General features: G+C 72.7%; 22 protein-coding genes. 12 read left to right on the top strand and 10 right to left on the bottom strand.

Translation table 11 applies throughout. From position 1 onward, the window contains the following. Nucleotides 1-93 precede the first annotated feature (93 nt). Nucleotides 94-3024, bottom strand: coding sequence for a glycoside hydrolase family 48 protein (locus ABTY40_RS16915; protein WP_352060207.1), 2931 nt, complete (start codon nt 3022-3024; stop codon nt 94-96). Nucleotides 3025-3288: 264 nt separating this feature from the next. Here ABTY40_RS16915 and ABTY40_RS16910 point away from each other — a divergent pair, with 264 nt between their 5' ends. The 3 genes from ABTY40_RS16910 to ABTY40_RS16900 all read left to right on the top strand — a co-directional run bounded on the left by ABTY40_RS16910 (nt 3289) and on the right by ABTY40_RS16900 (nt 7515). Continuing rightward, nucleotides 3289-4827 (top strand): cellulase family glycosylhydrolase, encoded by a 1539-nt coding sequence (locus ABTY40_RS16910; RefSeq protein ID WP_352060206.1) that lies wholly within the window; start codon nt 3289-3291, stop codon nt 4825-4827. A 17-nt stretch (nt 4828-4844) separates the two neighbouring features. After that, the gene (locus ABTY40_RS16905; protein WP_352060205.1) at nt 4845-6581 is read left to right on the top strand and encodes a glycoside hydrolase family 6 protein; all 1737 of its coding nucleotides are present in this window, start codon (nt 4845-4847) and stop codon (nt 6579-6581) included. A gap of 184 nt (nt 6582-6765) precedes the next feature. Next, entirely contained in the window at nt 6766-7515 is a 750-nt protein-coding gene (locus tag ABTY40_RS16900) for a D-Ala-D-Ala carboxypeptidase family metallohydrolase (RefSeq protein ID WP_352060288.1), read from the top strand. A gap of 109 nt (nt 7516-7624) precedes the next feature. Here ABTY40_RS16900 and ABTY40_RS16895 read toward each other — a convergent pair whose 3' ends face one another. Beyond that, nucleotides 7625-8665: a LacI family DNA-binding transcriptional regulator gene (locus ABTY40_RS16895; RefSeq protein WP_352060204.1), complete on the bottom strand. Its 1041-nt coding sequence runs from the start codon at nt 8663-8665 to the stop codon at nt 7625-7627. Nucleotides 8666-9068: 403 nt separating this feature from the next. Here ABTY40_RS16895 and ABTY40_RS16890 point away from each other — a divergent pair, with 403 nt between their 5' ends. The 4 genes from ABTY40_RS16890 to ABTY40_RS16875 all read left to right on the top strand — a co-directional run bounded on the left by ABTY40_RS16890 (nt 9069) and on the right by ABTY40_RS16875 (nt 13984). Next, the gene (locus ABTY40_RS16890) at nt 9069-10409 is read left to right on the top strand and encodes an ABC transporter substrate-binding protein (protein WP_352060203.1); all 1341 of its coding nucleotides are present in this window, start codon (nt 9069-9071) and stop codon (nt 10407-10409) included. An 89-nt stretch (nt 10410-10498) separates the two neighbouring features. After that, nucleotides 10499-11503: a carbohydrate ABC transporter permease gene (locus ABTY40_RS16885; protein ID WP_352060202.1), complete on the top strand. Its 1005-nt coding sequence runs from the start codon at nt 10499-10501 to the stop codon at nt 11501-11503. Between the two features lie 4 nt (nt 11504-11507). Continuing rightward, a complete protein-coding gene (locus ABTY40_RS16880; protein ID WP_352060201.1) occupies nt 11508-12422 on the top strand; it encodes a carbohydrate ABC transporter permease in 915 nt (304 codons plus the stop codon). Between the two features lie 119 nt (nt 12423-12541). After that, the gene (locus tag ABTY40_RS16875; protein ID WP_352060200.1) at nt 12542-13984 is read left to right on the top strand and encodes a GH1 family beta-glucosidase; all 1443 of its coding nucleotides are present in this window, start codon (nt 12542-12544) and stop codon (nt 13982-13984) included. Nucleotides 13985-14067: 83 nt separating this feature from the next. Here the strand turns inward: ABTY40_RS16875 and ABTY40_RS16870 are convergent, their stop codons facing one another. Beyond that, on the bottom strand, nt 14068-14538 hold the full coding sequence (locus ABTY40_RS16870; RefSeq protein ID WP_345279653.1) for a hypothetical protein: 471 nt from the start codon (nt 14536-14538) through the stop codon (nt 14068-14070). A gap of 165 nt (nt 14539-14703) precedes the next feature. Continuing rightward, nucleotides 14704-15453: an IclR family transcriptional regulator gene (locus ABTY40_RS16865; RefSeq protein ID WP_352060199.1), complete on the bottom strand. Its 750-nt coding sequence runs from the start codon at nt 15451-15453 to the stop codon at nt 14704-14706. A 210-nt stretch (nt 15454-15663) separates the two neighbouring features. Here ABTY40_RS16865 and ABTY40_RS16860 point away from each other — a divergent pair, with 210 nt between their 5' ends. Then, nucleotides 15664-16617: a glycerophosphodiester phosphodiesterase gene (locus tag ABTY40_RS16860; RefSeq protein WP_352060198.1), complete on the top strand. Its 954-nt coding sequence runs from the start codon at nt 15664-15666 to the stop codon at nt 16615-16617. A 121-nt stretch (nt 16618-16738) separates the two neighbouring features. Then, entirely contained in the window at nt 16739-19135 is a 2397-nt protein-coding gene (locus ABTY40_RS16855) for an ATP-binding cassette domain-containing protein (protein WP_352060197.1), read from the top strand. A gap of 58 nt (nt 19136-19193) precedes the next feature. Here the strand turns inward: ABTY40_RS16855 and ABTY40_RS16850 are convergent, their stop codons facing one another. After that, on the bottom strand, nt 19194-20084 hold the full coding sequence (locus ABTY40_RS16850; protein ID WP_352060196.1) for a geranyl diphosphate 2-C-methyltransferase: 891 nt from the start codon (nt 20082-20084) through the stop codon (nt 19194-19196). 16 nt (nt 20085-20100) lie between these two features. Next, complete coding sequence (locus tag ABTY40_RS16845; RefSeq protein ID WP_352060195.1) at nt 20101-21330, bottom strand: family 2 encapsulin nanocompartment cargo protein terpene cyclase; 1230 nt, start codon at nt 21328-21330, stop codon at nt 20101-20103. Nucleotides 21331-21762: 432 nt separating this feature from the next. On the opposite strand from ABTY40_RS16845, the gene ABTY40_RS16840 reads away from it, so the two are divergent. Beyond that, nucleotides 21763-22164, top strand: a complete 402-nt coding sequence (locus ABTY40_RS16840; protein ID WP_352060194.1) for an ATP-binding protein — start codon at nt 21763-21765, stop codon at nt 22162-22164. Between the two features lie 133 nt (nt 22165-22297). Next, on the top strand, nt 22298-22714 hold the full coding sequence (locus ABTY40_RS16835) for an STAS domain-containing protein (protein ID WP_352060193.1): 417 nt from the start codon (nt 22298-22300) through the stop codon (nt 22712-22714). 236 nt (nt 22715-22950) lie between these two features. On the opposite strand, the gene ABTY40_RS16830 is transcribed toward ABTY40_RS16835, so the two are convergent. Further along, nucleotides 22951-23424 (bottom strand): hemerythrin domain-containing protein, encoded by a 474-nt coding sequence (locus ABTY40_RS16830; protein ID WP_345279637.1) that lies wholly within the window; start codon nt 23422-23424, stop codon nt 22951-22953. Nucleotides 23425-23636: 212 nt separating this feature from the next. On the opposite strand from ABTY40_RS16830, the gene ABTY40_RS16825 reads away from it, so the two are divergent. Beyond that, nucleotides 23637-24668, top strand: a complete 1032-nt coding sequence (locus ABTY40_RS16825) for a DNA topoisomerase IB (RefSeq protein WP_352060192.1) — start codon at nt 23637-23639, stop codon at nt 24666-24668. A 26-nt stretch (nt 24669-24694) separates the two neighbouring features. On the opposite strand, the gene ABTY40_RS16820 is transcribed toward ABTY40_RS16825, so the two are convergent. From ABTY40_RS16820 to ABTY40_RS16810, 3 genes are all read right to left on the bottom strand, one after another. Then, a complete protein-coding gene (locus ABTY40_RS16820) occupies nt 24695-25192 on the bottom strand; it encodes a DUF5709 domain-containing protein (RefSeq protein WP_352060191.1) in 498 nt (165 codons plus the stop codon). A 1-nt stretch (nt 25193) separates the two neighbouring features. Next, nucleotides 25194-25403: a hypothetical protein gene (locus ABTY40_RS30890; protein WP_502990599.1), complete on the bottom strand. Its 210-nt coding sequence runs from the start codon at nt 25401-25403 to the stop codon at nt 25194-25196. Nucleotides 25404-25466: 63 nt separating this feature from the next. Then, nucleotides 25467-25664 (bottom strand): hypothetical protein, encoded by a 198-nt coding sequence (locus tag ABTY40_RS16810; RefSeq protein ID WP_352060190.1) that lies wholly within the window; start codon nt 25662-25664, stop codon nt 25467-25469. Nucleotides 25665-25892: the final 228 nt, after the last annotated feature.

Below are 25892 nucleotides of genomic sequence, written 5' to 3'. Positions count from 1 at the left end.
ACCCCCCGCGGAACCGCCCGGCGCCGGGCGGGCCCCTTCACGGGGTCCGCCCGGCACCGTCGTACGCGCAGCCGCTCCTGGCGGGGCGGGCTGTTATTCGAGCAGCTCCGCGTACGAGCCCATGGCGAGGGCGATGTCCGCCTGGGCCCAGAACCGGTGGTAGGTGAAGACGGGCGCCGCGCCGCCCGCCAGGTAGGCCTCGACCTTCGGCCAGGCCGGGTCGTCCTGGTAGAAGGAGCGGATCGAGGCGAAGGTGGAGGTGGAGTTCACCGGGTCGCCGTTGGGCATGACGCCGGTCCAGCCGCTCGGGACGTGGACGGGGTCGTCGAACCGGTTGTAGTCGGCGCGGGTCTCCGGGACTGCGATGCCCAGCGGGTCCTGGTGGTGCTGCCACATGCCGTCGAGAAGGGCCTTGGCGACGCGCTTGGCCTCGGCGTGGCCGGACTTGGCCGCGTAGTAGGTCAGCGTCTTGGCGTAGGCGGCGGCCACGCCGACGTCGTCGGTGTAGTCGGCGACGGTGACGTGCAGCCCGTTGTTGGCGCCGGGGTTCGCCGCGTTCCAGGTGTCGGGCGCGCCGGACCACTGGAGGGTGGACGGGATGCGGTAGGTGCCGTCGGGGTTGATCGTGGTCTTGGAGAGCGCCCAGGTGACCCACTTGTCGAGGACGGTCTTCGCCTCGGCGTCGCCGGTCTGCTGGTAGTACTCGGCGACCCGCTCCATCGACCAGGCCTGGAAGCCGAACCACTGGTTCGACGCCGGGTCGTGGTAGACGGGCTTCTCGTCGTAGAACATGCCGTAGAAGGTGGGCGTGCCGGCCGGCGGGGTGGCGTAGCGGCCCTGCCAGCTGTTGGTGGCGCCGCCCGCGATGGCGCCCTCGCTGGACTGGAGCCAGCGGTAGAACTCCAGCTGCCGGTCGAGGCTCGTGGCCCAGTCGCCCGCCGCCGTGGGCGACTTGGGCTTCAGCGGGGCGTAGGAGCTGAGCGCGTACGCGGCGAGCGGGTTCTGGTAGCCGCTGTGGTTGTGGCTGGAACCGATCCGCCAGGACCAGCCGGCGGAGGTGTCGGTGGCACCGCCCCAGGCGTAGTACCAGGACATGAGGTAGTGGGCGCTGTTCTTGCCGGTGCCGGCCGGGCAGGCGGTCGGACCGACGCAGTTGCCGACCTTCTTGAAGTACTTGTCGAACATCGCGTAGCGCAGGTAGTCACCCATCTTGGCGGCCTTGGCGACCGTCCCGGCGACCTGGCCGCCCTTGCCCTGCTGCTTGGCCCACAGGTCGGCCCAGTAGGCGGCCTGCACGGCGCGGGCGTCGGCGTCGGGCGCGTTGGTGAACTTCCACTGCCGGGCGTAGGAGGCGTCCCCGGTGAAGAGGTCCAGGTAGCCGTTCCTCCCGCCGTAGGAGAAGTTGTCGCACGTGGGGTGGGTGACGGTCTCCCAGACGGACTCCTGCGGGCCGCGCTGGAAGGTGTTGATGTACGAGGGGCCGGTGGCCGTCGGCCCGGCCGCGCACTTGCCCGGCTCGTTGCCGAAGCCGTAGACGTTGTCGACGTCCTGGATCCAGTGCATGCCGTAGAGGTCGTCGGTGCCGTAGGCGCTCTTGAGTTCGGCGGCGATCGGGTCGGATCCCGAGGTGACGCCGGAGTCGAGCCGGGCCGGGTACTGCGACGGCAGGTCCCACTCGGGGGCGTAGGTGGCCGGTTTGGAAGCGTTGTACGAGGAGGTGGTGGGCTGGTCCGCGCGGGTGGGGATCATGAATTTCTCCATGGTCTCCCAGGCCCCGTTGAACTTGGTCCAGTCACCGGTGATCTTGCCGTACATGGCCTGGAGCCAGATGAGGTAGCTGTACGCCTCCGAGGTCGTCTCGTGCCCGTGGTCGGGGGCTTCGACGATCAGGGTCTCCACCGAGTGGTACGGGATGCCCTCGGGCGAGAAGTAGCCGTGGGCCGGATTGGTGATCTTCCCGTACAGGTCGAGGAAGCGGGCGTCGTACGTGGAGCCGGCGGCCAGCTGCGCCACGGTGACCTCCGCCTTGGCGTGGCCCGGGGCGGTGGCGGTGAAGACGGCGGTGCCGGTGCCGGTGGCGGCCGCCGCGACGGTCACCTTCTGGGCGGTGTTCCAGTTCGCCGGGGTGAAGGTGAGGGAGGCCGGGGTGGCGCTGAGGCCCGTGGTGCCCGAGGTGCGGGCGACGCTCACGGCGACGTTCGCGGCGGGCCGGGTGGAGAGCTTCAGGTCGAAGGTGCCGGTGGAGCCCTGGCGTACGGAGAGGGTGGCGGGGGCGGCGACGAGGGCCGGCCCGGCGGCGACGGTGATGCCGACCGGCGCGGACTCGGCCGAGGCGCCGAGGCTGTCGTGGGCCCGGGCGTAGAGGGAGTGGGCGCCGGCGGCCAGGCCGGTGGCGCCGAGGGTGAAGGGAGCGGTGGTGTCCGTACCGAGGAGGGTGGTGTCGCTGTAGAACTCCACCTTCTCGACGGTCGCGCCGTCGGCCGCGGCGGCGGTGGCGGCGAGCGGCACGGGGTCGCCCTCGGTGAAGACGGCTCCGGCGGCCGGGCTGGTGAGCACGGCGACCGGGGGCTGGTGGGCGCCGGCGCAGGGGGTGCCGTTGACGGCGAAGGAGGTGGGGGCGGTGTTGGCGCCGGTGGAGGTGAACTGGGCGCCCGTGGTGACGGCGGCCCCGGCGGCGAGGGTGCCGTTCCAGGACGCGTTGGTGACGGTGATGTTCTTGCCGGACTGGGACCAGAGACCGCTCCAGCCGTTGGTGAGCTTCTGGTCACCGGTGTAGGCGTAGGTGAGGGTCCAGCCGTTCAGGGGCGCGGAGGACCGGTTGGTCAGGGTGAGTTCGGCGGTGAAGCCCGAACCCCAGTCGTTGGTCCGGTAGTCGACGCTGCACTGCACGGCGGCGGCGGCCCGCGCGGTGGTGGTGCCGGCGGCACCGGCGGCCAGGAGGCCGAGGGGCAGGGAGAGGGCCGCGGCCAGCGCCGTCAGCGGTCTGCGGGGACGCGAGCGGGGCCTTGAGCGTGTTCGTGGCATGGGGTGGTTCTCCTCGCGGCTCGGAAGGTCGGGGATGCGAGAGCAGGAGACGGTCAAGCCTTGAACCAGTGGGAGCGCTCCCACTGTGCAGTTGGGCCGCAACGCCGTCAAGGTGCGTGAAGAGTCGAAGTCAGTCGCCGGGGAATTTGGCCGGGGCCTCTTTTCCTTGGCGGCCGTTGGCGCTACGGTCTGGCCGACCAGTGGGAGCGGTTCCATCCAGTCGGCGCACCGTCAGGGGTGTGCCCTCGCTGTGAGGACTCGCTCATGCGCCATCCCCCACGTCCGACCGCGCTGCTCGCAGGAGCGGCGCTCACGATGGCGAGCAGCGCGCTCGCCCTCATGGGTACGGCCTCCGGAGCCGCGGCCGCGCCCAGCTGCACGGTGGAGTACTCGGTCACGAACCAGTGGGCCGGGGGCTTCCAGGGTGCCGTCACCGTCACCAACGGCGGCCCCGCGCTCGACGGATGGAGCCTCGGCTTCTCCTTCGCCGCAGGCCAGGTCGTCGGCCAGGGCTGGGGCGGCGCGTGGTCCCAGTCGGCCGCCGCCGTGACCGTACGGAACGAGAGCTGGAACGGCTCGCTCGGCACGGGTGCGAAGGCGGCGACCGGTTTCCTCGCCTCCTGGACGGGGACCAACCCGGCCCCCACCGCCTTCACGCTCAACGGCACCCCTTGCACCACGGCCGGCGTCCCGACGCCGAGCCCGTCCCCCACCCCGACGACTCCGCCGACCACCGCACCGACCACCCCACCGACCACTCCGCCCACCACTCCCCCGGCCCCGGTCACCGGCGCGCCCGAACTCGGCGTCAGCCAGAACCGCTTCGTCGACCAGAACGGCGCGACCCGCCGTCTCCTCGGCGTCAACCGGTCCGGCGGTGAATTCGCCTGCGTCCAGGGCCACGGGATCTGGGACGGCCCCGTCGACGACGCCTCGATCCGGGCCATCGCCGGCTGGAAGGCCAACACCGTCCGCATCCCCCTCAACGAGGAATGCTGGCTCGGCCACGAGAACATCAAGCCCGAGTACCGCGGCGCGGCGTACGTGAACGCGGTCAAGGACCTGGTGAACCGGGTGCTCGCCCACGGCATGACCCCCGTGGTCGAACTGCACTGGACCTACGGGCAGTACACCGGGAACTCCGCGGGCTGCGCCGACGTGCACGCCTCCTGCCAGAAGCCGATGCCGAACGCCCGGTACACGCCGGAGTTCTGGACCTCGGTCGCCCAGTCCTTCAAGCACGACCGGCGGGTCGTCTTCGACCTGTTCAACGAGCCCTACCCGGACCGGGCGACCCCGACGGCCGCCCAGGCGTGGGCCTGCTGGCGCGACGGCGGCACCTGCCCGGGCATCGGCTACGAGGTCGCCGGCATGCAGGACCTGGTCGACGCGGTCCGCGCCACCGGCGCGACCAACCTCGTCCTCGTCCCCGGCATCGCCTACGCCAACGACCTGAGCCAGTGGCTCAGGTACCGCCCCACCGACCCGGCGGGCCAACTGGCCGCCGCCTGGCACGTCTACAACTTCAACACCTGCGCCGCCGAGACGTGCTGGAACGACACCCTCGCCCCCGTGGCCGCCGAGGTACCCCTGCTCGCGGGCGAGATCGGTGAGAACACCTGCCAACACGCGTTCATCGACCGCGTCATGAAGTGGTTCGACGACCGCGGCCTGTCGTACCTGGGCTGGACCTGGAACACGTGGAACTGCAACTCGGGTCCCGCCCTGATCAGTTCGTACGACGGCACCCCCACCGCGTTCGGCATCGGGCTGCGCGACCACCTGCGCGCCCTCACCTCCTGAAAGGAACCCCCATCCCCATGAGCCGCACCAGCCGTACCGCCCTCCTGGCGGCACTCGGCCTCGTCACCGCCACCGGCGCCACCGCCACCGTTCTCGGCACCGCCTCCGCCGGGGCCGCCGCCCCGGGCTGCAAGGTGGAGTACCGGGTCACCAACCAGTGGAACACCGGCTTCGGCGCCAGTGTCGTCGTCACCAACACCGGAGACCCCGTCTCCGCCTGGACCCTGGAGTGGTCGTACGCCGGCGACCAGAAGGTCACCCAGGGCTGGAACGCCACGATCACCCAGTCCGGCCCGGCCGTGACCGCCAAGAGCCTGTCCTACAACGGAAGCCTGGCCACCGGCGGTTCGGCCTCCTTCGGCTTCAACGGCTCGTACACCGGAAGCAACGCGGTGCCGACGAGCTTCAAGCTGAACGGCGTCACCTGCAACGACTCCGTACCGCCGACCACTCCCCCGACGACCCCGCCGACGACGCCCCCGACCACCCCGCCGCCGGCCGGGACGAAGGCCGACAACCCGTACGCGGGCGCCAAGGTGTACGTCAACCCGGAGTGGTCCGCCAAGGCGGCCGCCGAGCCGGGCGGCACCAAGGTCTCCAACCAGCCCACCGGCGTCTGGCTCGACCGCATCGCCGCGATCAACGGTGCCAACGGCTCCATGGGCCTGCGCGCCCACCTGGACGAGGCCCTGCGGCAGAAGGGCGGCGGCGAACTCGTCGTCCAGCTGGTCATCTACAACCTGCCCGGCCGCGACTGTGCGGCGCTCGCCTCCAACGGCGAGCTGGGCCCGACGGAGATAGGCCGCTACAAGACGGAGTACATCGACCCGATCGCCGCGATCCTCGCCGACCCGAAGTACGCGGGTCTGCGGGTCGTCACCACGGTCGAGATCGACTCGCTGCCCAACCTCGTGACGAACGTCGCCGGCCGCCCCACCGAGACGGCCAACTGCAACGTGATGAAGGAGAACGGCAACTACATCAAGGGCGTCGGCTACGCGCTGGCCAAGCTCGGCGCGATCCCCAACGTCTACAACTACGTCGACGCCGGTCACCACGGCTGGCTCGGCTGGGACTCCAACTTCGGGCCGTCCGCCGAGCTGTTCAAGCAGGCGGCGACCGCCGAGGGCTCCACAGTCGCCAACGTCCACGGCTTCATCGTGAACACGGCGAACTACAGCGCCCTGAAGGAGGAGAACTTCAAGATCACCGACAGCGTCAACGGCACCTCCGTGCGCACGTCGAAGTGGATCGACTGGAACCAGTACGCCGACGAGCTGTCCTACGCCCAGGCCATGCGGGCCAAGCTGGTCTCACTCGGTTTCGACAGCAACCTCGGCATGCTGATCGACACCTCCCGCAACGGCTGGGGCGGCGCCCAGCGTCCCACCGGCCCGGGCGCGACGACCAGCGTCGACACCTACGTCAACGGCGGCCGGTACGACCGGCGCATCAACCCCGGCAACTGGTGCAACCAGGCCGGCGCCGGTCTCGGTGAGCGGCCGCAGGCGGCTCCCGCCGCCGGCATCGACGCGTACGTCTGGATGAAGCCCCCGGGCGAGTCCGACGGTGCCAGCAAGGAGATCCCGAACAACGAGGGCAAGGGCTTCGACCGCATGTGCGACCCCACCTACACGGGCAACCCCCGTAACGGGTACAGCATGTCGGGCGCGCTGCCGGACGCCCCGATCTCGGGCCAGTGGTTCTCGGCCCAGTTCCAGGAGCTCCTGAAGAACGCGCACCCCGCGCTGTAGCACCCCGGCGGGTGCCGCACCCGGCCCGGCGGGCCGGGTGCGGCACCCGCCCGCGCGCCTTCGCCATTGGTCCGACGAATGACGGCGCGCCCGCGTGGTTGACGCGCGTCAACCCCGGCCGCCACCCTGCGCATGGCAGGTGCACGTCATGGTGCACATTCCCGCGCAGATGGAGGACCGCACGATGCACGTACGTGCTCCCCGCTCGATCCTTCCCCGCTTGCTGCTCACCCTCGCCCTCCTCGCCGCCGGCCTCGCGGCGGTGGTCGCCACCCCGGGCACCGCCCGGGCCGACGGCTGCTACACCTGGTCGCGCACCCTCTCCCAGGGCGCCTCCGGTGCCGATGTGACCCAGCTGCAGATCCGCGTGGCCGGCCACCCCGGCTACGGGGGCGTCCTCGCGATCGACGGCTCCTACGGGCCCGCCACCACGGCCGCCGTGAAACGCTTCCAGACCGCCTACGGCCTCAGCGCCGACGGTGTCGCCGGACCCGCCACCTTCAGCAAGATCTACGAGCTCCAGGACGACGACTGCACGCCGGTCCACTTCTCCTACGCGGAACTGAACAACTGCAACACCACCTGGGCGGGCGGCGCGGTCAGCGCCACCACCGCCAAGGCCAACGCCCTGCGCACCATGTGGAAGCTGGAGGCCCTGCGCCACGCCCTGGGTGACGAGCCCATCCGGGTCACCAGCGGCTTCCGCAGCCACGCGTGCAACGACGCCGTCGGGGGCGCCTCGACGAGCCGCCACCTCTACGGCGACGCCGCGGACCTCGGTTCCGGCCCGCACTCGCTCTGCCGCCTCGCCCAGCAGGCCCGCAACCACGGCTTCAACGGCATCCTCGGCCCCGGCTACCCGGGCCACAACGACCACACCCACGTCGACCACCGGAGCAGCCGCTTCTGGTCCGCCTCCAGCTGCGGCATCTGACCGCCCCGCGGGGCCGCGCCCGCGTCCCGCGCGGCCCCCGGCTCGGTACGGAAGCCGCTTCCCGATGGAGCGGGAGCCTGAGCTGTCCCCGGCGCGTGCCGGACACGACCTAGGCTCCGGACACGGCCCGGCAGGAGTCCCGTACCACCAGCTCCGTCGGCAGGACCCGGCGGCGCGGTTCCTCCGGGGTCCTGGCGATCTCCTGGAGCAGCATGCGCGCCATGGTGCGGCCCATCTCCTCGATGGGCTGGCGCACACTCGTCAGCGGCGGGTCCATGAGCCGGGCCACCGGTGAGTCGTCGACGCCCACCAGGGCCACGTCGTGAGGCACCCGGCGGCCCGCCTCGCGCAGGGCGCCGCGCGCGCCGGCGGCCATCACGTCGGAGGCCACGAAGACCGCGTCCAGGTCCGGCCTGCGGTCGAGCAGCAGCCGCATCGCCCGCCGCCCGCCCTCCTCCGTGAAGTCACCCGCCGACACGAGGGACTTGTCCGGGATCCGCCCGGCCTCCGCGAGCCCGGCCATGTAGCCGCCGAGCCGGGCGCGTGCCACGTACATGTCGAGGGGGCCGGTGACGGTCGCGATCCGCTCCCGGCCGCGCGCCACGAGGTGGGCGACGGCGGCACGGCCCGCGCCGATGTTGTCGGAGTCGACGTACGGGACCGGTTCGGCCTCCGAGCGGCGGCCGTTCATGACGACCGGGATGCCCAGTTCGCGGATCCGGTCGGGCAGCGGGTCGTCGCCGTGCACCGAGGCGAGGAGGACCCCGTCGACGCGCTGGGCGGCGAGGTACTGCTCGAAGCGCTGCCGCTCCTGCTCGCTGCGCACCAGAGTGAGCAGCAACTGCTTGTCCGCGTCGGCGAGTTCGGCACTGACCCCGCGGATGAGGTCGAGGAAGTACGGTTCGGCGAACAGCCGGGCCTCGGCCTCGGGGATGACGAGGGCGATCGCGTCGGTGCGGCTGCCGGCGAGGGCTCGGGCCGCCTGGTTGGGGACGTAGCCGAGTTCGGCCACGGCACGGGCGACGGCCCGCCGGGCCTGTTCGCTCACCCGGGGGGAGCCGTTGATGACCCGGGAGACCGTGCCCCTGCCGACGCCCGCCCGGGCCGCGACCTGCTCCAGGGTGGGCCTGCCGCCCTGCCGTCCGCTCACCACTCCCGAACTCCCCTCCTTGGCCGGCGCGCGCCCCTCGGGCCGGTGCGGCCCGGCGGCACTCGGCACGCCGCGGCACGGCACCGTTCAAGCCATGGGAGCGCTCCCACCCTAGCGGGTGGAGCGGCCTCCCGTCACGCCGGATGCGTTCAGGAGATGACGCGGCATCCCCTCCCCGGGGCCGCGAAACCCCCGTAAAACCTTCCGGTAACGAATCCGCGTTCATGTCTTGACACGTGCACCCGCCCGGCGGCAACCTTCCGGCAACGACGTGGGAGCGCTCCCATCAGGGGGGTGCGGACACAGCCCGCTCCACCGGTCCCGGCAGGGCCACGCCGAGCCGCGGGAGGCCGGCCGGAGCTTCGGGCGCACAACGGGCACCACCTGGGACGAGGAGAGTGGAATGCGCACTTCCAGCAGCAGACGCGGACGCCGGCCCCTGATCACGGCGGTCGCCGCCGCCGTCACCGGCACGGTCCTGCTCAGTGGTTGCGGCGGCGACGGCGACGACGCGGCCGCGGGCAAGGACGGCGGCACCATCACGCTGCGGGTGGGGACCTTCGGTTCCTTCGGCTACGACGACAAGACCGGCGCGAAGCTCTACGCCGAGTACGAGCGGCTCCACCCGAACATCAAGATCGAGGAGTCGAACGTCGCCGACGGCCAGAAGTACTGGGACACGCTGAAGCTGCGCCTCTCCCGCAACAGCGGCCTCGCCGACATCCAGGCCATCGAGGTCGGCTACATCGCCGAGGCGACCGGCGAGACCATGGCCGGCAAGTGGGTCGACCTCGGCAAGGAGGGCGGCGCCGACGTCTCGAAGTTCCTGGACTGGAAGGTCAAGCAGGCCACCACCGCCGACGGCAGGGTCATCGGCCTCGGCACCGACATCGGCCCCATGGCCATCTGCTACAACAAGGACCTCTTCGCCAAGGCCAAGCTGCCCACCGACCGCGACGAGGTCGCCAAGCTCTGGGCCGGCGACTGGTCCAAGTTCCTCGCGACCGGCGAGACGTACAAGAAGAACGCCCCGGCCGGCACCGCCTTCCACGACTCCGCGAGCGGCCTGTTCAACGCCGTCATCTCCAGCGACCCCGTCCAGTACGCCGACGCGAGCGGCAAGCTCGACTGGGAGAACAGCCCCGGGGTGAAGAAGGCCTGGAACACGGCGGTCGCGGCGGCGCAGGGCGGACTGACCGCGAAACTGCGCCAGTTCGACGAGAAGGGCACCTGGAACGCGGCGTTCAAGAACTCGAGGTTCGCCACCGTCGCCTGCCCCAGCTGGATGACCGGCATCATCAAGGACCAGGCCGGCCCCGCCAACCAGGGCAAGTGGGACATCGCCGCGCCGCCGGTCGCCGGCAACTGGGGCGGTGCCTTCCTCGCCGTGCCCAAGTCCGGCAAGCACGCCAAGGAGGCCGCCGCACTCGCCGCCTGGCTGACCGCGCCGGAGCAGCACGCCAAGGTCTTCGCGGTGAACGGCAACATCCCCTCCTCCAAGGACACGCTCACCTCCTCGGCGGTCCAGGACGCCAAGCTGCCGTACTTCGGTGACACCCCCGTCGGCAAGATCTTCTCGTCCGCCGCGGCCGGCATCCGGCCCGCCGCCATCAGCCGCTGGGACGGCCAGGTGAAGACCTTCCTCACCGACAACGGCGTCCTCGACATCGAGCAGCGCGGCACCGACCCGGCCAAGGCCTGGGAGAACGTCAAGAAGCTGATCGAGGACAAGATCGACCAGTAGCGGGGGCCGGGTGCCGGCCCGCCCGCCGGCGGCGCGCGGGCCGGCACCCGACCGCACCACCGCACGCATCGACCTGGAAGGACGCCCCCGTGGCCACCTCCGTTCGGGCGGACCGGGACGGTTCCCCGCCGCCCGCAGCGCCGCCCTCCTCCCCCGGCCCCCGCGGCCGGCGCGCCGCCCCGGGCGGCCGGCGCAGCACCCTGTACCGCTGGGACCTCAAGGCGACCCCCTACGTCTTCGTCGCCCCCTTCTTCCTCACCTTCGCCGCCTTCGGCCTCTTCCCGCTGATCTACACCGGCTGGCTCTCGCTCCACCGCGTGGAACTGGGCGGCGAGGCCTCCTGGAAGGGGCTGGAGAACTACTCCGACCTCGCGACCAGCGAGTTCTTCTGGAACGCGCTCCTGAACACCTTCACCATCGGGGTGATCTCGACCGTTCCCCAGCTGCTCATGGCCCTCGGCCTGGCGCACCTGCTGAACTACAAGCTCCGGGCCCGCGGTTTCTTCCGGGTCGCGATCCTCGCCCCGTACGCCACCTCGATCGCAGCGGCGACCCTGGTCTTCGCCCAGCTGTTCAACACCGACTACGGCATGATCAACAGCCTGCTCGGCTGGTTCGGCTTCGACCCGGTGAACTGGGAGTCGTCCAAGTGGCCGGCGCAGATCGCCATCTCGGTGATCGTCACCTGGCGCTGGACCGGCTACAACGCGCTCATCTACCTGGCGGCGATGCAGGCCGTGCCGCAGGACCTGTACGAGGCGGCCTCGCTCGACGGGGCCTCGCGCTGGCGCCAGTTCCTCAGCGTCACCATCCCGTCGATCCGGCCGACGATCCTCTTCACCATCATCGTCTCGACCATCGGCGCCACCCAGCTGTTCGGCGAGCCCATGCTGTACGGCGGCAGCGTCGGCATCAGCGGCGGCAGCGGCAACCAGTTCCAGACGCTGAGCCTGCTGATGTACGAGAAGGGATGGGTCACCGGCGCGCTGGGCCAGGCCTCGGCCATCGCATGGGTCATGCTGCTGCTCCTGCTCCTGATCGGCGGCGTCCAGGCACTCGTCTCCCGCCACCACCGCAAGAAGCTGGGGGGCTGACCTCATGGCCCGCACACTCGACACGACGCCCGCCGAGCCGAAGGCCCCGGCGGCGCCCGCACCGCCGCGCGGACGGTTCCGTCCGTCGGCCGGCCGGCAGCACCACGCGGGTCCGCTCACCTACGTCCTGCTGGCCGCGGCCGCCTTCGTCTCCCTCTTCCCGCTGTACTGGAACGTGGTCGCCGCCTCGCACACCGGCGAGCGGGTCGTCGAGGCCCCGGCGCCGCTGCTGCCCGGTCCCCGGCTCCTGGACAACCTCGCCTTCGCCTGGGACCAGGTCGACATGGGCGAGGCGCTGATCAACACCACGATCGTGGCGAGCCTGGTCGCGCTGTCCACGGTCCTGTTCTCCACCCTGGCCGGATTCGCCTTCGCCAAACTGCCGTTCCGGGGCCGCACGATGCTGCTCTCCCTGGTGGTGGCCACGATGACGATCCCGCCGCAGCTCAGCGTCATCCCGCTCTACCGGATCATCACCGACCTGGGCTGGGTCGACCAGCTGCAGTCCGTGGTACTCCCCTCGCTGGTCGCCGCCTTCGGCGTCTTCTTCATGCGCCAGTTCCTGGTGGAGGCGCTGCCGGTCGAGCTGGTGGAGGCGGCCCGCATGGACGGGGCGCACAGCCTGCGGATCATCTGGCACGTGGTCTTCCCGGTGGCCCGGCCGGCCATGGCCGTCCTCGGCATGCTCGTCTTCGTCCAGTCCTGGAACGACTTCTTCTGGCCGTTCATCGCGCTGACCCCGGACGGCAGCCCCACCCTCCAGGTGGCGCTCGCCGGGCTCGGCGCGGGAAACCACAGCGTGGACCACGCGATCGTCCTGACCGGCGCCCTCATATCCACCGTGCCGCTGCTGCTCGTCTTCGCCTTCCTGGGCAAGCACATCGTCGGCGGCATCACGGCGGGCGCCGTCAAGAGCTGACCGGCCCGCACCCCGTCGCGCGCCGCGCGCGTCCCCATCCGTCACCGGATCCCCCACGGCCCGTCGCAGGCGCCGGGCCGTGGGAGACCCGACCCGTACCCCGTTGGGAGCCCCCTCCTATGACCGCGTCCGAAACCCGGCCGCTCACCGCCACCCGTTCGTTCCCGCCCGACTTCCTGTGGGGCGCGGCCACCGCCGCGTACCAGATCGAGGGGGCGGCCCGGGAGGACGGCCGCACCCCGTCCATCTGGGACACCTTCTCGCACACGCCCGGCAAGGTCTTCGCGGGGCACACCGGGGACGTGGCCGTGGACCACTACCACCGCTTCCGCGAGGACGTCGCGCTCATGGCCGAACTGGGCCTGAACGCCTACCGGTTCTCCGTCTCCTGGTCCCGGGTGCAGCCGACCGGGCGGGGACCCGCCGTCCAGAAGGGCCTGGACTTCTACCGGGCGCTCGTGGACGAGCTGCTCGCCGCCGGGATCGAGCCGGCCCTGACCCTCTACCACTGGGACCTGCCGCAGGAGCTGGAGGACGCGGGCGGCTGGCCGGAGCGTGCGACGGCCGAGCGGTTCGCCGAGTACGCGGCGATCGTCGCCGGGGCGGTCGGTGACCGGGTGACGCGGTGGACCACGCTCAACGAACCCTGGTGCAGTGCCTTCCTCGGGTACGGCTCCGGGGTCCACGCCCCGGGCCGCACCGACCCGGTGGCCGCCCTGCGGGCCGCCCACCACCTCAACCTGGGCCACGGACTCGCGGTGCAGGCGCTGCGGGCGGCGCTGCCGGCCGACCGCCAGATCGCCGTCTCGCTCAACCTGCACGAGGTGCGGCCGCTCACGGCTTCGGCCGCGGACCGGGAGGCGGCCCGCCGGATCGACGCCGTCGGCAACCGGATCTGGCTGGGCCCGATGCTGGAAGGCGCCTACCCGGAGGACCTGCTGGCCGACACGGCGCACCTGACGGACTGGTCGTTCGTCCGGCCCGGGGACACGGCGGCGGCCCATCAGCCGCTGGACCTGCTCGCGGTCAACTACTACACGCCGACGCTGGTCTCGCAGGTCGCGGAGGGCGCGGAGAAGCCGCAGGACGACGGCCACGGGAACAGCGCGTTCTCCCCGTGGCCGGGCGCCGACTCGGTCGCCTTCCACCGGGCGCCGGGCGAGCCGACGGCCATGGGCTGGGCGGTGGACCCGAGCGCCCTGTACGACCTGCTGACCCGGCTCGCCGCCGCGTACCCCGACCTTCCGCTGGTGATCAGCGAGAACGGTGCGGCGTACGAGGACGTGGTCGGCGAGGACGGCACGGTGCACGACCCGGAGCGCGCCGCGTACGTGCACGCGCACCTGGAGGCGGTGCACCGGGCGATGGCCGACGGGGCGGACGTGCGCGGCTACTTCCTGTGGTCGCTCCTCGACAACTTCGAGTGGGCGTACGGGTACGCCAAGCGGTTCGGCGCGGTCCACGTGGACTACGGGACGCTGGAGCGCACGCCGAAGTCGAGCGCGCGGTGGTATGCGCGGGTGGCGCGTTCGGGTGAGCTGCACGCCCCGGACGGCGTCTGACGGCGGGGCGGGCACACGGCGGGGGCCGTGCCGGTGGTTCCGGCACGGCCCCCGTTCGCGGGCGCGGGCACCCGTCGGACGGCTCAGATGTCGACGACCCGGTAGCCGATCACGTAGACGCCGCCGGAGCCCTCGACGGTCCGCCACTGCGTCTCGGCGCCGACCTCGCTGCCGGTGACGAGCGTGGCGCCGAGCTTGTCGTCGCCGCTGGTGGAGTCGTAGTCCCACAGGGTCATCGTGCGGGCCTGCTCCTTGCCGAGGATCAGGGCGGCGTTGCCGTTGCCGTCGGCCATGGACCGGACGTAACCGGTGCCCATGGTCTGGTACTTGATGCCGTTGCCCGGCCAGACCTTGACGGCGTTGCCGTTGGCGTCGGTGATCTTGAGGTAGGCCTCGTCGTGGTCGCCCTCGCTGTTCTTCTGGCAGTGCAGCTCGAACAGCTCTATCTTCACGTAGTCGATCGGCTCGGCCTGGGCGGTGCCGGCGAAGAGGCCGACGCTGCCGAGGCCCAGGAGAGCGGTGGCGGCGAGGCGTACGGCTCGGTTGGTGCGCATGTGGTGTCCCCCCACACTCGGGTCACTCGCGTGACAGTGGTTCCGGCCCGCGCTCCGGCGGGCCGGTGTGCCGTTCCCCCCGGCACGACACCTACTGTGCCCCGGGCCGTCCCGCCGGCTCTACGCGCGTTCCGCTGGACGGAACGGACCCGCTCCGGCGGCCGGTCAGCGGACGAGCGCGGCGGACGGGACGGTGCCGCGGGGCACGCCCCGGGCGAGGACCCGGGTGATGGCGGCGCCCGCCTCCGCCACGGCCTGGGCGAGCGCGTCGAGCCGCCGGCCGGCCGGGACCATCCCGGCGAGCGCGGCGACGATCCGCCCGTCGGGGGCGCGCACCGGAAGCGCGACGCAGCAGACGCCGTCCATCACGTCCTCCCGGTCGAAGACCGCGCCGCCGCCTCGCCGGGGGCCGCGCAGGGCCCGGCCGGCGGCGGTGTCGAGGTGGAAGGCGGTGCCGTCGCGGACCGGGACCAGGGCCTCCAGTTCGCCGGGCGCGGAGCCGACGGTGATCGCCATGTCCTCGCGCAGCACCACGAGGACGACACCGGCGCCGGTGGCGGCGCGCAGCCGCTGGACCGGCAGCCGGGCGGCGGGGCGCAGCCCGGGGTGGGGCTCCCAGGCCTGGCCGAGGCGGTACAGCTGGGGCCCGACCCGGTAGCGGGAACCCCTGCGTTCGACGGCGCCGACGGCGACCAGCTGGTCGAGGAGCCGGTGCACGCTGCCCTTGGGAACGCCGCAGGCAAGGGCCAGTTCGGTCACGCCGGCCTCGTCGCCGGTCCTGCGGAGGGCGTCGAGGAGGGCGAACGCCCCCTCCAGCACGCCGCGCCCGCGCCCGCCGGCCGCCGCGCCCTGTCCCCCGGCCGGCGGCGCCGTCACCCTGGCCGTTCTTCGCGCCGTGGTCGTACCGGTGTCCATGAGTCCCCCTGACTCTCCGCCCGGCCGTTGTCCCCCGATGGCACGGCTCCGGGCACGCCTTCCACCATGCACCCGGGCCGGGCCGTCCGGCGAGGGGCTCGCTCCGCGCGTCGCGTTCCGGGAGCGGAAGGCCGTCCTTTGCCGACTCGTCACACGGCGTCCGGTGTGGGGTCCCGTCAGGGTCATCCACCGCCCCTAGGCTCGGCGTTCATGAACGACGTACCACCGAGCGCGCCCCCGGCGCGTCCCCACCACCTCGGCTACGGGTCGACGGCGCTCGCCGCCGTCCTCGTCCTCGCCGCCCCGTCGCTGCTCCTGTCCGAACCGGCCGGCGGCGCGCCGCGCGCCGCGTCCGCCCCCGTCGCCGCGCCGGCCGCGCCGGGCGCGCCCGCCGCCTCCCGCTCCTGGGTCCGCCGGGCCGGGGAGCCGCTGACGGTCATCGCCCACCGGGGCGCCTCCTCGGCGGCGCCCGAGAACACCCTGATCGCGGACGAGGTGGCCCGCCGCGGCGGAGCGGTCTGGATCGAGAACGACGTCCAGCCGAGCAAGGACGGTGTGCCGTACGTCCTGCACGACTCCACCGTCGACCGGACCACCGACGGTACGGGGCCGATCCGCTCGCTCACCTCCGCCCAGCTCGACGCCCTGGACGCCGGGTCCTGGTTCGCGCCCGCCTTCGCCGGGGCCCGGGTCCCCACCCTGGCCGCCCAGCTGACGGACCTGCACACGCGCGGTGGCCGGCTGCTCCTGGAGATCAAGGGCCCGCACGGCCGGGAGGAGGTGGCCCGGATCGTACGGGAGGTCCGGAGCCTGCGGATGACCGACCGGGTCTTCGTCCAGAGCTTCGACCCGGCCGCCCTGCGGTACGTCCGCGAGCTGGCCCCGGAGCTTCCCCTGGGACTGCTGCGGGACGCGCTGGACCCCGACCCGGTGGCGGTCGCCGGGGAGTTGGGCCTGGCCGCGTACAACGTCTCCGACCGCGGCCTGTCGGCCCGCCCGCTCGCCGTGCAGGAGCTGCACGCGGCCGGGGTGGCGGTGAACGTGTGGACGGTGGACCGGCCGGCCCGCTGGAAGGAGCTGGACGCCCTGGGCGTCGACGGAGTCATCACCAACCGTCCGACGGAGCTCGCGGGCTGGCTCGCGGGCCGGGCCGCGGGGGCGTAGACCGGGCCCCGGGCGGGGTGCCCGGGGGCCTGGCGTTCCTCCTCTCCCGCCGGGCGGGCATCGCCTACGCTTCGGGCCACGAGGGCGTGGCGAGCGGCCCGCCCGGCACAGGGGAGACACGATGAGCAAGGCCAAGGGGACACAGGCCGGTACGGCGCCGGCCGCGCCGCACGTCGCGGACAGCCACGACCTGATCCGCGTGCACGGGGCGCGCGAGAACAACCTGAAGGACGTCAGCATCGAGATCCCGAAGCGGCGCCTGACGGTGTTCACCGGTGTGTCCGGCTCGGGCAAGAGCTCCTTGGTGTTCGACACCATCGCCGCGGAGTCGCAGCGGCTGATCAACGAGACGTACAGCGCCTTCGTCCAGGGCTTCATGCCGACACCGGGCCGCCCCGAGGTCGACGTCCTGGAAGGGCTGACGACCGCGATCATCGTGGACCAGCAGCGGATGGGCGCCGATCCGCGCTCCACGGTGGGGACGGCCACCGACGCCAACGCGATGCTGCGGATCCTCTTCAGCCGGCTGGGCGACCCGCACATCGGACCGCCGAGCGCGTACGCCTTCAACGTGCCCTCGGTGCGGGCGAGCGGGGCCATCACGGTGGAGCGCGGCAGCACCACGAAGGCGGAGAAGGCGACCTTCTCGCGCACCGGCGGCATGTGTGCGCGCTGCGAGGGGCGGGGCACCGTCTCGGAGCTCGACCCGGCGCAGCTGTACGACGCGTCCAAGACGCTCGACGAGGGCGCCATCACCGTGCCCGGCTTCAAGGGCGGCGGCTGGAGCGCCCGGCTCTACAGCGAGTCCGGCTTCTTCCCCGCGGACAAGCCGGTCCGCGAGTTCACCGAGCGGGAGCTCCACGACTTCCTGTACCGCGAGCCGACGCGGATGAAGATCGCGGGGATCAACATGACGTACGAAGGGCTGGTCCCCCGGATCCAGAAGTCGATGCTGTCCAAGGACAAGGAGGGCATGCAGCCGCACATCCGGGAGTTCGTGGAGCGGGCGGTCACCTTCACGACGTGCCCCGACTGCGGGGGCACCCGGCTGAGCGAGGGGGCGCGGGCCTCGAAGATCAAGGGGATCAGCATCGCCGACGCCTGCGCGATGCAGATCACCGACCTGGCGGCCTGGGTGCGCGCTCTGGACGAACCGTCGGTGGCGCCGCTGCTCGGCACACTGCGGCGGACGCTCGACTCGTTCGAGGAGATCGGCCTGGGATATCTGTCGCTGGACCGCCCGGCGGGCACCCTCTCGGGCGGCGAGGCGCAGCGTGTCAAGATGATCCGCCACCTCGGCTCCTCGCTCACCGACACCACGTACGTCTTCGACGAGCCGACCACCGGCCTGCACCCGCACGACATCCAGCGGATGAACACCCTGCTGCTCCGGCTGCGGGACAAGGGCAACACGGTTCTGGTGGTGGAGCACAAGCCGCAGACCATCGCCGTCGCCGACCATGTGGTCGACCTCGGTCCGGGGGCCGGTACGGCGGGCGGCAGCGTCTGCTTCGAGGGCTCCGTGGAGGGGCTGCGGGCCTCGGACACCGTGACGGGCCGCCACCTGGACGACCGGGCCTCCCTGAAGGAGTCGGTGCGCACTCCCACCGGTGCGCTGGAGATCCGGGGCGCGAACGCGCACAACCTGCGGGACGTGGACGTCGACATCCCGCTCGGGGTGCTGTGCGTGGTCACGGGGGTCGCGGGGTCGGGCAAGAGCTCGCTGCTGCACGGCTCGATCCCTCCCGGGGCGGGGGTGGTCTCGGTCGACCAGGCGCCGATCCGCGGTTCGCGGCGCAGCAACCCGGCGACGTACACGGGGCTGCTCGACCCGATCCGCAAGGCGTTCGCCAAGGCCAACGGGGTGAAGCCGGCGCTGTTCAGCGCGAATTCGGAAGGCGCCTGCCCGACGTGCAACGGTGCGGGAGTGGTCTTCACGGACCTGGCGATGATGGCGGGGGTCGCGACGACCTGCGAGGAGTGCGAGGGGAAGCGGTTCCAGGCCTCGGTCCTCGAGTACCGCCTCGGCGGGCGGGACATCAGCGAGGTCCTCGCCATGCCGGTGGACGAAGCGGAGGCGTTCTTCGCCGCCGGTGAGGCACGCACCCCGGCCGCGCACCGGATCCTGGAGCGCCTCTCCGACGTGGGCCTCGGCTACCTGACGCTCGGTCAGCCGCTGACCACCCTGTCGGGCGGAGAGCGGCAGCGGCTCAAGCTCGCCACGCACATGGCGGACAAGGGCGGGGTGTACGTCCTGGACGAGCCGACCACGGGGCTGCACCTGGCGGACGTGGAGCAGCTCCTCGGGCTGCTCGACCGGCTGGTGGACTCGGGCAAGTCGGTCGTCGTCATCGAGCACCACCCGGCGGTGATGGCCCACGCCGACTGGATCGTCGACCTGGGCCCCGGGGCGGGTCACGACGGCGGCCGGATCGTCTTCGAGGGGACACCGGCGGAGCTGGTGGCGGCCCGCTCCACGCTGACCGGTGAGCACCTCGCGCAGTACGTGGGCGCCTGACCGGACGCGGGGGCCGGGGCCGTCGGTGGACGGTCCCGGCCCCCGCGCGTGCCGGGCGTCAGACGCGGTCGGCGGCGATCAGGACGTACTGGAAGGAGCCGTCCTTGTAGGAGTTGATGAACGCCTCCTCGATGCCGGTGACCAGGCTGGAGGTGGCGCGCAGCTCCCAGTACGGGAGGGTCTGCGGGGTCAGGTCGATCACGGCCTGCGGGACGAGCCGGTTGTCGGCCATGGCGCGCAGGTACTCGCGGCGGGAGTGGATGTTGCACTCGAAGTGGGCGTTGATCTGGGAGACCCACTTCGAGGGCTGGCCGTAGCGCGGGTTCCAGCAGCCGGTGATGGTGACGTACCGGCCGCCGACGGCCAGGACGCGGGAGTGCTCGGCGAAGAGGTCGTGCAGGTCGACGTACATGCTCGACTCGTTGTTCCACGAGCCGGCGGCCTGCCCGGTCTCGAACGGCATGGCGAGCATGTTGCAGACCCGGGCGCGGACGCGCTCGGCGATGCCGAGTTCGGCGGCGCGCTTGTTGGCGAAGTCGGCCTGCGTGGACGAGAGGGTGAGGCCCTCGACCGAGCAGCCGAAGCGCTGGTGGGCCATGACCATGGAGCCGCCGCGTCCGCAGCCGGCGTCCACGAGGGTGTCCTCGCCGCGGATGGGGCCGAGGTGGTCGAGCAGCACCTCGGCCTGAGCCGACTCCAGGCGGTGCAGTTCGGCGATCAGCTTCGCCTCGTAGCCGGCGTCCGCCGGGTCACCGAGGGCGGCGTGGTCGACGTCGCCGATGCCGTAGTGGTGGTGGTAGAGGCCGTCGACGTCGCCGAGCCGCAGGTTGACGGGGCGGGCCTCGTTGTTCCAGTAGCGGGCGATGTCGTCCTGGTAGGGCGTCGCCGGGGCGGGGATGACCGCCGGGGCGGCGTCGGTGGCGGCGGTGCCGGTGAGGTCAGTGGTCACTGGAAGGATCCGTTCTTTACCAGAAGTCGGGCAGGCTGTAGCGGTAGGTGTTGGTGCGGTGCCAGTAGTGGTTGCCGTCGACCCAGGCGGCCACGCCGCGCAGGAACCGCACCACGTTCGGTACGGGGAGGGCCGCGGCCACGTCGGCGGCGGCGGCCTCGAAGGCGTGCATGAGGTCGTTGTGGACCTCGACCGCCTTCAGGTACGCGTCGCGCTCGGAGAGTCCCTCGCGTTCGGCGATCACCACGGGCAGGTTCAGGTGCCGGTCCGGGCCGGCGAGCTCCTTGGTGTAGGAGTACAGGTCGTTGACGATGGTGGTGGCGTTGCCGGCGAGCGCGATCACGCGCTGCATGGCCGGCTGGGCGTGCAGGTCGGCGGGGAGTTCGTAGCCGCCGACGGTGTCGGTGATGGTGGGGCAGGGGCGGAAGTTGTTGAACTGCCGCATCGCCAGGTACTCCCAGACCTCGGGCACGTGGTCCGTCTGGGCCCAGGCGGCCTCGGCCAGGTAGCCGAGGTGGAGCCGGGCCATGTCGTGCCGGTAGCGGTCGGCCTGGGAGGGGGTCGCCTGCCGGACGAAGTAGTCCATGGCGGAGCGGTAGGCGCGGCGCGGGGCGTCGGAGCCGAGCGACCGCAGCCAGCCGGGGGCGTACTCGTCCGTGGTGTGGAGGGGGTCCAGGGCGGTGTGGGCGAGGAGCAGACGACCGCCGAGGCCGACGGGCGAACCGCCGTGGTCCTCGCAGTAGCAGTCGTCGACGGCGTTCTCGGCGACCATCAGGCGGGTGGCGAGCATGAGGTGGTCGACGGTGGGGGCGTCGGGGTGGCAGGCGACCATGTAGCGGCCGACGGAGAAGCCGTCGAACTCGCCCTCCCACTCCTCCGGGTAGAGCTGGACCTCGTCCTCCGCCCAGGCCTTGATCCGGCGGCTGACCTCCTCCACCCGGGCGGGGTCGGGCTCCGCGACGGGGTGGTGGTAGAGGCCGGGGACGGCCTTGCCCTCGGCTTCCGGCACGGCCGGGCGCTCGGGCGCGAGGGCGGTGGCCGTGGTGCCGGAGGGCGCGGGCGCGGTGGCCGTGGCGGCCGGGGGCTCACCGCCGAGGCCCAGCTGGAGGCCCGCCGTGCCGAGGCCGCTGGGGCCGCGCAGGATCCGGTCCAGGACGGAGGGGGTGACGGCCCGCGGCGCACCGGCCGCGGGGGAGCCGGCCGGGGGCGGGCTCGGCTGCAGGGGGGAAGGCCCGGGTTCGGGCATCCGTGGCTCCTTGCTTCGCGGGGCGGCGTCCGGCACACGGGCACGCCGGACGAGCGAAAGGGAAAGAAGGGGGGTGAATCTCCGGCAATCCGTCCGGATCCGGGGGAACAGTAACGCTCCGTAGACCTGCCGTACGCCTTGAGCACGGGCGCATTACCTCGATGCAGCGATCTTGCGCGGCGAGAGGTTTACTTCGGCGAGCGACAGGATTCGGCCGGGGTGGGACGGCCCTTCGGCCACGGCGCCCGGCCGGTCCGCGGGAATCCCGTTCCGCCTCCGGGCGGCCCACCCGGCAACCGGGCGCGTGTGTCGGCTGTTTCAAGCCATACGAGGGTTTTTCACTGTTTCTCCCCGTAGGTCACGAATCTGTCGGCGAGGGGCGGGCAGACGTACGGTTCAGAGAACGCCCCGCTCACCGAGGGAGTGAGACACGTGACGCCCTTCCTCCGCCGACACCGCGAGCTGCGGGGCTCGGGGGCCGCCGCCCAGGCCCGGCAAGAGGTCCGGGGCATCATCGACGAGGCACTGCTCGCCGGCCTGACGGTCCGCCGTCGCGACGAGGAGGACGCGCTGCTCGTGACGTGCGAGCTGGTGACGAACGCCGTCCGGCACACCCGCGGCCCCTGCTCGCTGGACCTCGCCGTGCGGCACGACGGCATCGACATCGACGTCACCGACCACAGCCCCGATCCGCCGCGCCCCCGGACCCCCGACCCCTCGGGCGCGCTCGGCGGCTACGGCTGGCTGCTCGTGAGCCGCCTGGCGGACGACCTCTCGATCCGTCCCGTGGACGGCGACGGCAAGACCGTGCACGCGCACATCTGTACCGGCTGATCCGCGCGGCGCCGTGCCGCGGGCGGGGCAGCCGGGCCCCCACCTGCGCCTCCCACCCCGGGGGAGCACACTGGAGGGACGTGAGTGCGGTCCTCCCGCGCTTCCCCGGGCCCCAGGATCGAGGCGCATCCCCGTGGTGACGAACGACCGCTCCGGTCGGGGTCTCGTCCCCCACACCTTCCTCGCCTCCGGTCGGCGCCTCTACCGGGCGCCGAGAGGTTACGCCCGGATCGGATGGGAGGAGCCCGCGCCGCCCGGCACCGTGGTGCTGACGGCGAGCGGCGAGTTCGACAGCGAGTGCGCCGGCTGCCTTCGCGAGGCGCTGGCGGACGCCGGGAGGGCGGCGAGCGTGTGCACGTTCCTCGACGTCTCCCGCGTCACCTTCGGGGACTCGTCCTTCCTGTACGAGCTGCTCACCGCCCACGGCAGCCATCCCCGCCTGGTGCTCGTCGGTCCGCTGCCGAGCCAGCTGCGCCGCCTCTTCGAGATCACCGGCACGCACCGCCTCTTCCACTTCGCGACGGACCGGGCCGGCGCCGGACTGCCGTGACGGCCTGATCCGGCGCCGGCCGGAGCGGGTGCGGCCCGTTCGCGGAACGCCTGTGATCCGTCTCGGATCCGCCGGGATTCCGACGCGTGAACGCGGCGGGGCCGGGTAGGCGCGGGGCCGGGTGTGCACCCCCCAGCCGCCGCTCGGTCTCCCCCCTCCGGGCGGCGGCGCCCCGGGCAGGACGGCCCCTCCCCGCGAGGGCCGCCCCCGGCGTCACGCCCGGCCGCCCGGCGCGTTCACTCGTCGGCGCTGGGTACGTCCAGCGGGTTGGCCGGGGCGTTCTTCCGCTCCCGCTCCATCTCCTCGCCGAGCTCCTGGAGCCGGTTGCGGCCCAGGGCCTTGCGGACGTCCGGGAACCACTCCTTCTCCTCCTCCTCGACGTGGTGGCGGACGTTCTCCATGAGCACGGTCATCTTGGCGTCGAAGCGCTCGTCCTCGGGGTCGAAGTCCACGAGTTCGGACAGCATCCACAGCACGGCGTGGTGCTCCTCGACACTCTCCAGGACGTGGTCCTTGGTGTCGGGAGCCGCCTCCCGGGCGGCGGGGTAGAAGATCCGCTCCTCGATCCAGGCGTGGGCGGTGAGCTCCTTGATGACCTCGTCGGCGATCTCCCGCTTGCGGCGGTGCGCGTCCTCGCCTGCCCGCTCGAACTCCTTGAACAGCTTCTCCACCGTCTTGTGGTCCTCGCGGAGCAGCACGATGCCGTCCATGGGCGTCCTTCCTGTCCGAACCGTGCCCGGCACGCGGCCGGGCCCTTCCGTTCCCACGCATGCCCCGCCGCGCCGAGGTGAACCTGCCCGCGCCGCCGTCCGGGTGAGCCGGGTGAGCCGGGAGAGGCGGACGGGTCGGGTGGTGCGGACGAGGTGAGCGGTGCGGGTGGTGCCGAGGAGTACGCGGGGCGTGGCGGGGGCAACCGTGAGGCGTGCGACTGCGGACGAGCGACCCCGAGCGACCCGGCTGGCGGCGCGTGCGCCAGGGCCAGGGATTCCGGCTGCTGGACGAGACGGGCCGGCCGCTGGGGCCCGCCGGGAAGGAGCGGGTGCGGGCGCTCGCCATCCCGCCCGCCTGGCGGGACGTGTGGATCTGCCCCTGGCCGAACGGGCACCTTCAGGCGATCGGCACCGACGCGGCGGGCCGCCGCCAGTACCTGTACCACCCCGAGTTCCGGGCCCGGCAGGAGCGCGCCAAGCACGCCCACGTACGGGAGGCGGCGGCCGCGCTCCCCCGGCTGAGGCGTTCGGTCGAGGAGGACCTCGCCCGCCGGGGCCTCTGCCGGGAGCGGGTGCTCGCCTGTGCGGCCCGCCTCCTGGACCTGGGGTTCTTCCGGGTGGGTGGCGACCGCTACCGGCGGGACAACGAGTCGTACGGACTGACGACGCTCCTGCGCGAACACGTCCGCTGCTCCCGGGGCGAGGTCGCCTTCGCCTACCCGGGGAAGTCCGGGAACTACATCACCGCCTCCGTGGTGGACGAGGAGGTCTGCCGGGTGGTGCGCGCCCTGCTGCGCCGCCGGGGCGGCGGTGACCAGGTGTTCGCGTACTGGGAGGGGCGCGCCTGGCACGAGGTGCGGGCCGGTGAACTCAACGCGTACCTGCGGGAGAAGGCGGGGGTGGAGCTGAGCGCGAAGGACTTCCGCACCTGGCACGCCACGGTTCTGGCGGCGGTGGCGCTCGCCGTGTCCGAGCGGGCCGGCCGCGAGTCGGTGACGGCGCGCCGCCGGGCGGTGGTCCGGGCCGTCCGGGAGGTGGCCTCGTACCTGGGCAACACCCCCGCGGTCTGCCGGGCCTCGTACATCGCGCCCGCCGTGCTGGAGCGCTACGCGGAAGGGGTGACCATCGCCCCGGCGCTCGAACGGCTGGGTGAGCACGGCGTGTTCGGGCAGCCCGCGACGCAGGGCGCGATCGAACGGGCCGTCCTCGACCTGCTGGAGGACGGCCCGTCCGCACGCGGCTGACCCCGCCCAGTGGCGCCGGAGCGCTTCTACGTCTCGGGCAGGTCGTCGGGGTAGGCGCCGTCGACGTCCGTGTCGCGGTGCACGGCCGCCTCCTCGGCGGTCGCGATCCCGTCGTCCGGGCCCACGTCCCTGGCGGTGACGCCGCCCGGGACGGCGGAGTCGGGTGCGGCCAGGCGTCCGGCGCGGGTGGCGCCGGCCTCCTGGTCGAGGGGTTCGCCCTCACCGTCGGGCAGGTCCCCCAGTTCGTCGCCGTCGCCGGGCTGGACGTCGGGCAGTTCCTCGGCCAGCCGGTCGTCGAGCGGGGCGCCCTCGCGCTGCTCCCGCGGGGTGGTGCCGTACGCCGTGACGGCGCGCGGCCGCTCGGGCGGCGACCAGCCCGGGCCCTCCAGGGATTCGGTGGGACGGGTGCCGAGTTCGTTCTCGGGGTCGAGCGGGCCGCTGGGCCGGTTGGGGGCGTCCGAGCCTTCCGGCTGGTAGACGTCGTCCCCGCGCGCGTCCTCCGCGGCCGAGAAGTCCTCGGTCATGTCAGCTCTCCTCTCCCGTGCGGCGTTCCCCGGCGGATGCGCGGGACCACCGCTCCCCCGGCTCGCCGTACGGCGGCGGGTCGACCGGCGGCTCGGGGTCGTGCCACTCCTCGACCCGGGTGGGCCGGCCGGAGCGGACCAGGCCCTCGACCTCCTTCTTGCGCTCGTCGTCGAGGCGGGGTCCGGACTTGTTGCTGCCGCGATCCATCATCGTCGCTCTCCTGCGGGTCGGGCCGGCGACGGCCGGGCGGGTCCTGTCGGTCGGGCGGTGGGGTCAGTGGGCGGCCGCGCCGGGTTCCACGTGCCCCGTGCCGGGGGCGGGCGCGGGCTCCGCGGGGGGCGGTGCGGCGAACGAGCGCCGCCTGACCTCCGCGCGGGCCTCCTCCAGCAGCCTCCGGAACTCCTCGTCCGTGAGCCGGGGGCGGCCGCTCGGCGCCCGGTCGGGTGCCTTCCGTTCCGCGCGGGTGCGCATCGGGGGCCTCCTCCCGCCGTCGCTTCCTTACGCCTGAGCGACTACCCCCTCGACTGCGGGACAGACATCCCCGACAGGATTCTTCCCAGGTCGGAGGTGTGCGCGGGCCCGGTGGGGCCCTGCGGCGGCCGTGGTGGTTGATCGCGCCGCCCCCGGGCAGTCGCTCCCGGAAGCCACCCTTCCGGGCCCCCGGCCCGCAGGGGTGGACCGGGCCCGTCACCCTCCCCG

The organism is Streptomyces sp. NPDC126503, from assembly GCF_040302405.1.
In the GTDB taxonomy this organism is placed as follows: Bacteria; Actinomycetota; Actinomycetes; order Streptomycetales; family Streptomycetaceae; genus Streptomyces; species Streptomyces gulbargensis.
This window is presented reverse-complemented; position numbering and strand designations above follow the sequence as displayed.

Excerpts from the sequence above, each read along its gene's own strand:
- ABTY40_RS16905 (WP_352060205.1), top strand. The coding sequence starts at position 4,845 with ATGAGCCGCACCAGCCGTACCGCCCTCCTGGCGGCACTCGGCCTCGTC.
- ABTY40_RS16910 (WP_352060206.1), top strand. The coding sequence starts at position 3,289 with ATGCGCCATCCCCCACGTCCGACCGCGCTGCTCGCAGGAGCGGCGCTC.
- ABTY40_RS16890 (WP_352060203.1), top strand. The coding sequence starts at position 9,069 with ATGCGCACTTCCAGCAGCAGACGCGGACGCCGGCCCCTGATCACGGCG.
- ABTY40_RS30890 (WP_502990599.1), bottom strand. The coding sequence starts at position 25,403 with ATGATGGATCGCGGCAGCAACAAGTCCGGACCCCGCCTCGACGACGAG.
- ABTY40_RS16845 (WP_352060195.1), bottom strand. The coding sequence starts at position 21,330 with ATGCCCGAACCCGGGCCTTCCCCCCTGCAGCCGAGCCCGCCCCCGGCC.
- ABTY40_RS16900 (WP_352060288.1), top strand. The coding sequence starts at position 6,766 with ATGCACGTACGTGCTCCCCGCTCGATCCTTCCCCGCTTGCTGCTCACC.
- ABTY40_RS16820 (WP_352060191.1), bottom strand. The coding sequence starts at position 25,192 with ATGACCGAGGACTTCTCGGCCGCGGAGGACGCGCGCGGGGACGACGTC.
- ABTY40_RS16855 (WP_352060197.1), top strand. The coding sequence starts at position 16,739 with ATGAGCAAGGCCAAGGGGACACAGGCCGGTACGGCGCCGGCCGCGCCG.
- ABTY40_RS16880 (WP_352060201.1), top strand. The coding sequence starts at position 11,508 with ATGGCCCGCACACTCGACACGACGCCCGCCGAGCCGAAGGCCCCGGCG.
- ABTY40_RS16915 (WP_352060207.1), bottom strand. The coding sequence starts at position 3,024 with ATGCCACGAACACGCTCAAGGCCCCGCTCGCGTCCCCGCAGACCGCTG.
- ABTY40_RS16860 (WP_352060198.1), top strand. The coding sequence starts at position 15,664 with ATGAACGACGTACCACCGAGCGCGCCCCCGGCGCGTCCCCACCACCTC.
- ABTY40_RS16870 (WP_345279653.1), bottom strand. The coding sequence starts at position 14,538 with ATGCGCACCAACCGAGCCGTACGCCTCGCCGCCACCGCTCTCCTGGGC.
- ABTY40_RS16875 (WP_352060200.1), top strand. The coding sequence starts at position 12,542 with ATGACCGCGTCCGAAACCCGGCCGCTCACCGCCACCCGTTCGTTCCCG.
- ABTY40_RS16865 (WP_352060199.1), bottom strand. The coding sequence starts at position 15,453 with ATGGACACCGGTACGACCACGGCGCGAAGAACGGCCAGGGTGACGGCG.
- ABTY40_RS16810 (WP_352060190.1), bottom strand. The coding sequence starts at position 25,664 with ATGCGCACCCGCGCGGAACGGAAGGCACCCGACCGGGCGCCGAGCGGC.
- ABTY40_RS16830 (WP_345279637.1), bottom strand. The coding sequence starts at position 23,424 with ATGGACGGCATCGTGCTGCTCCGCGAGGACCACAAGACGGTGGAGAAG.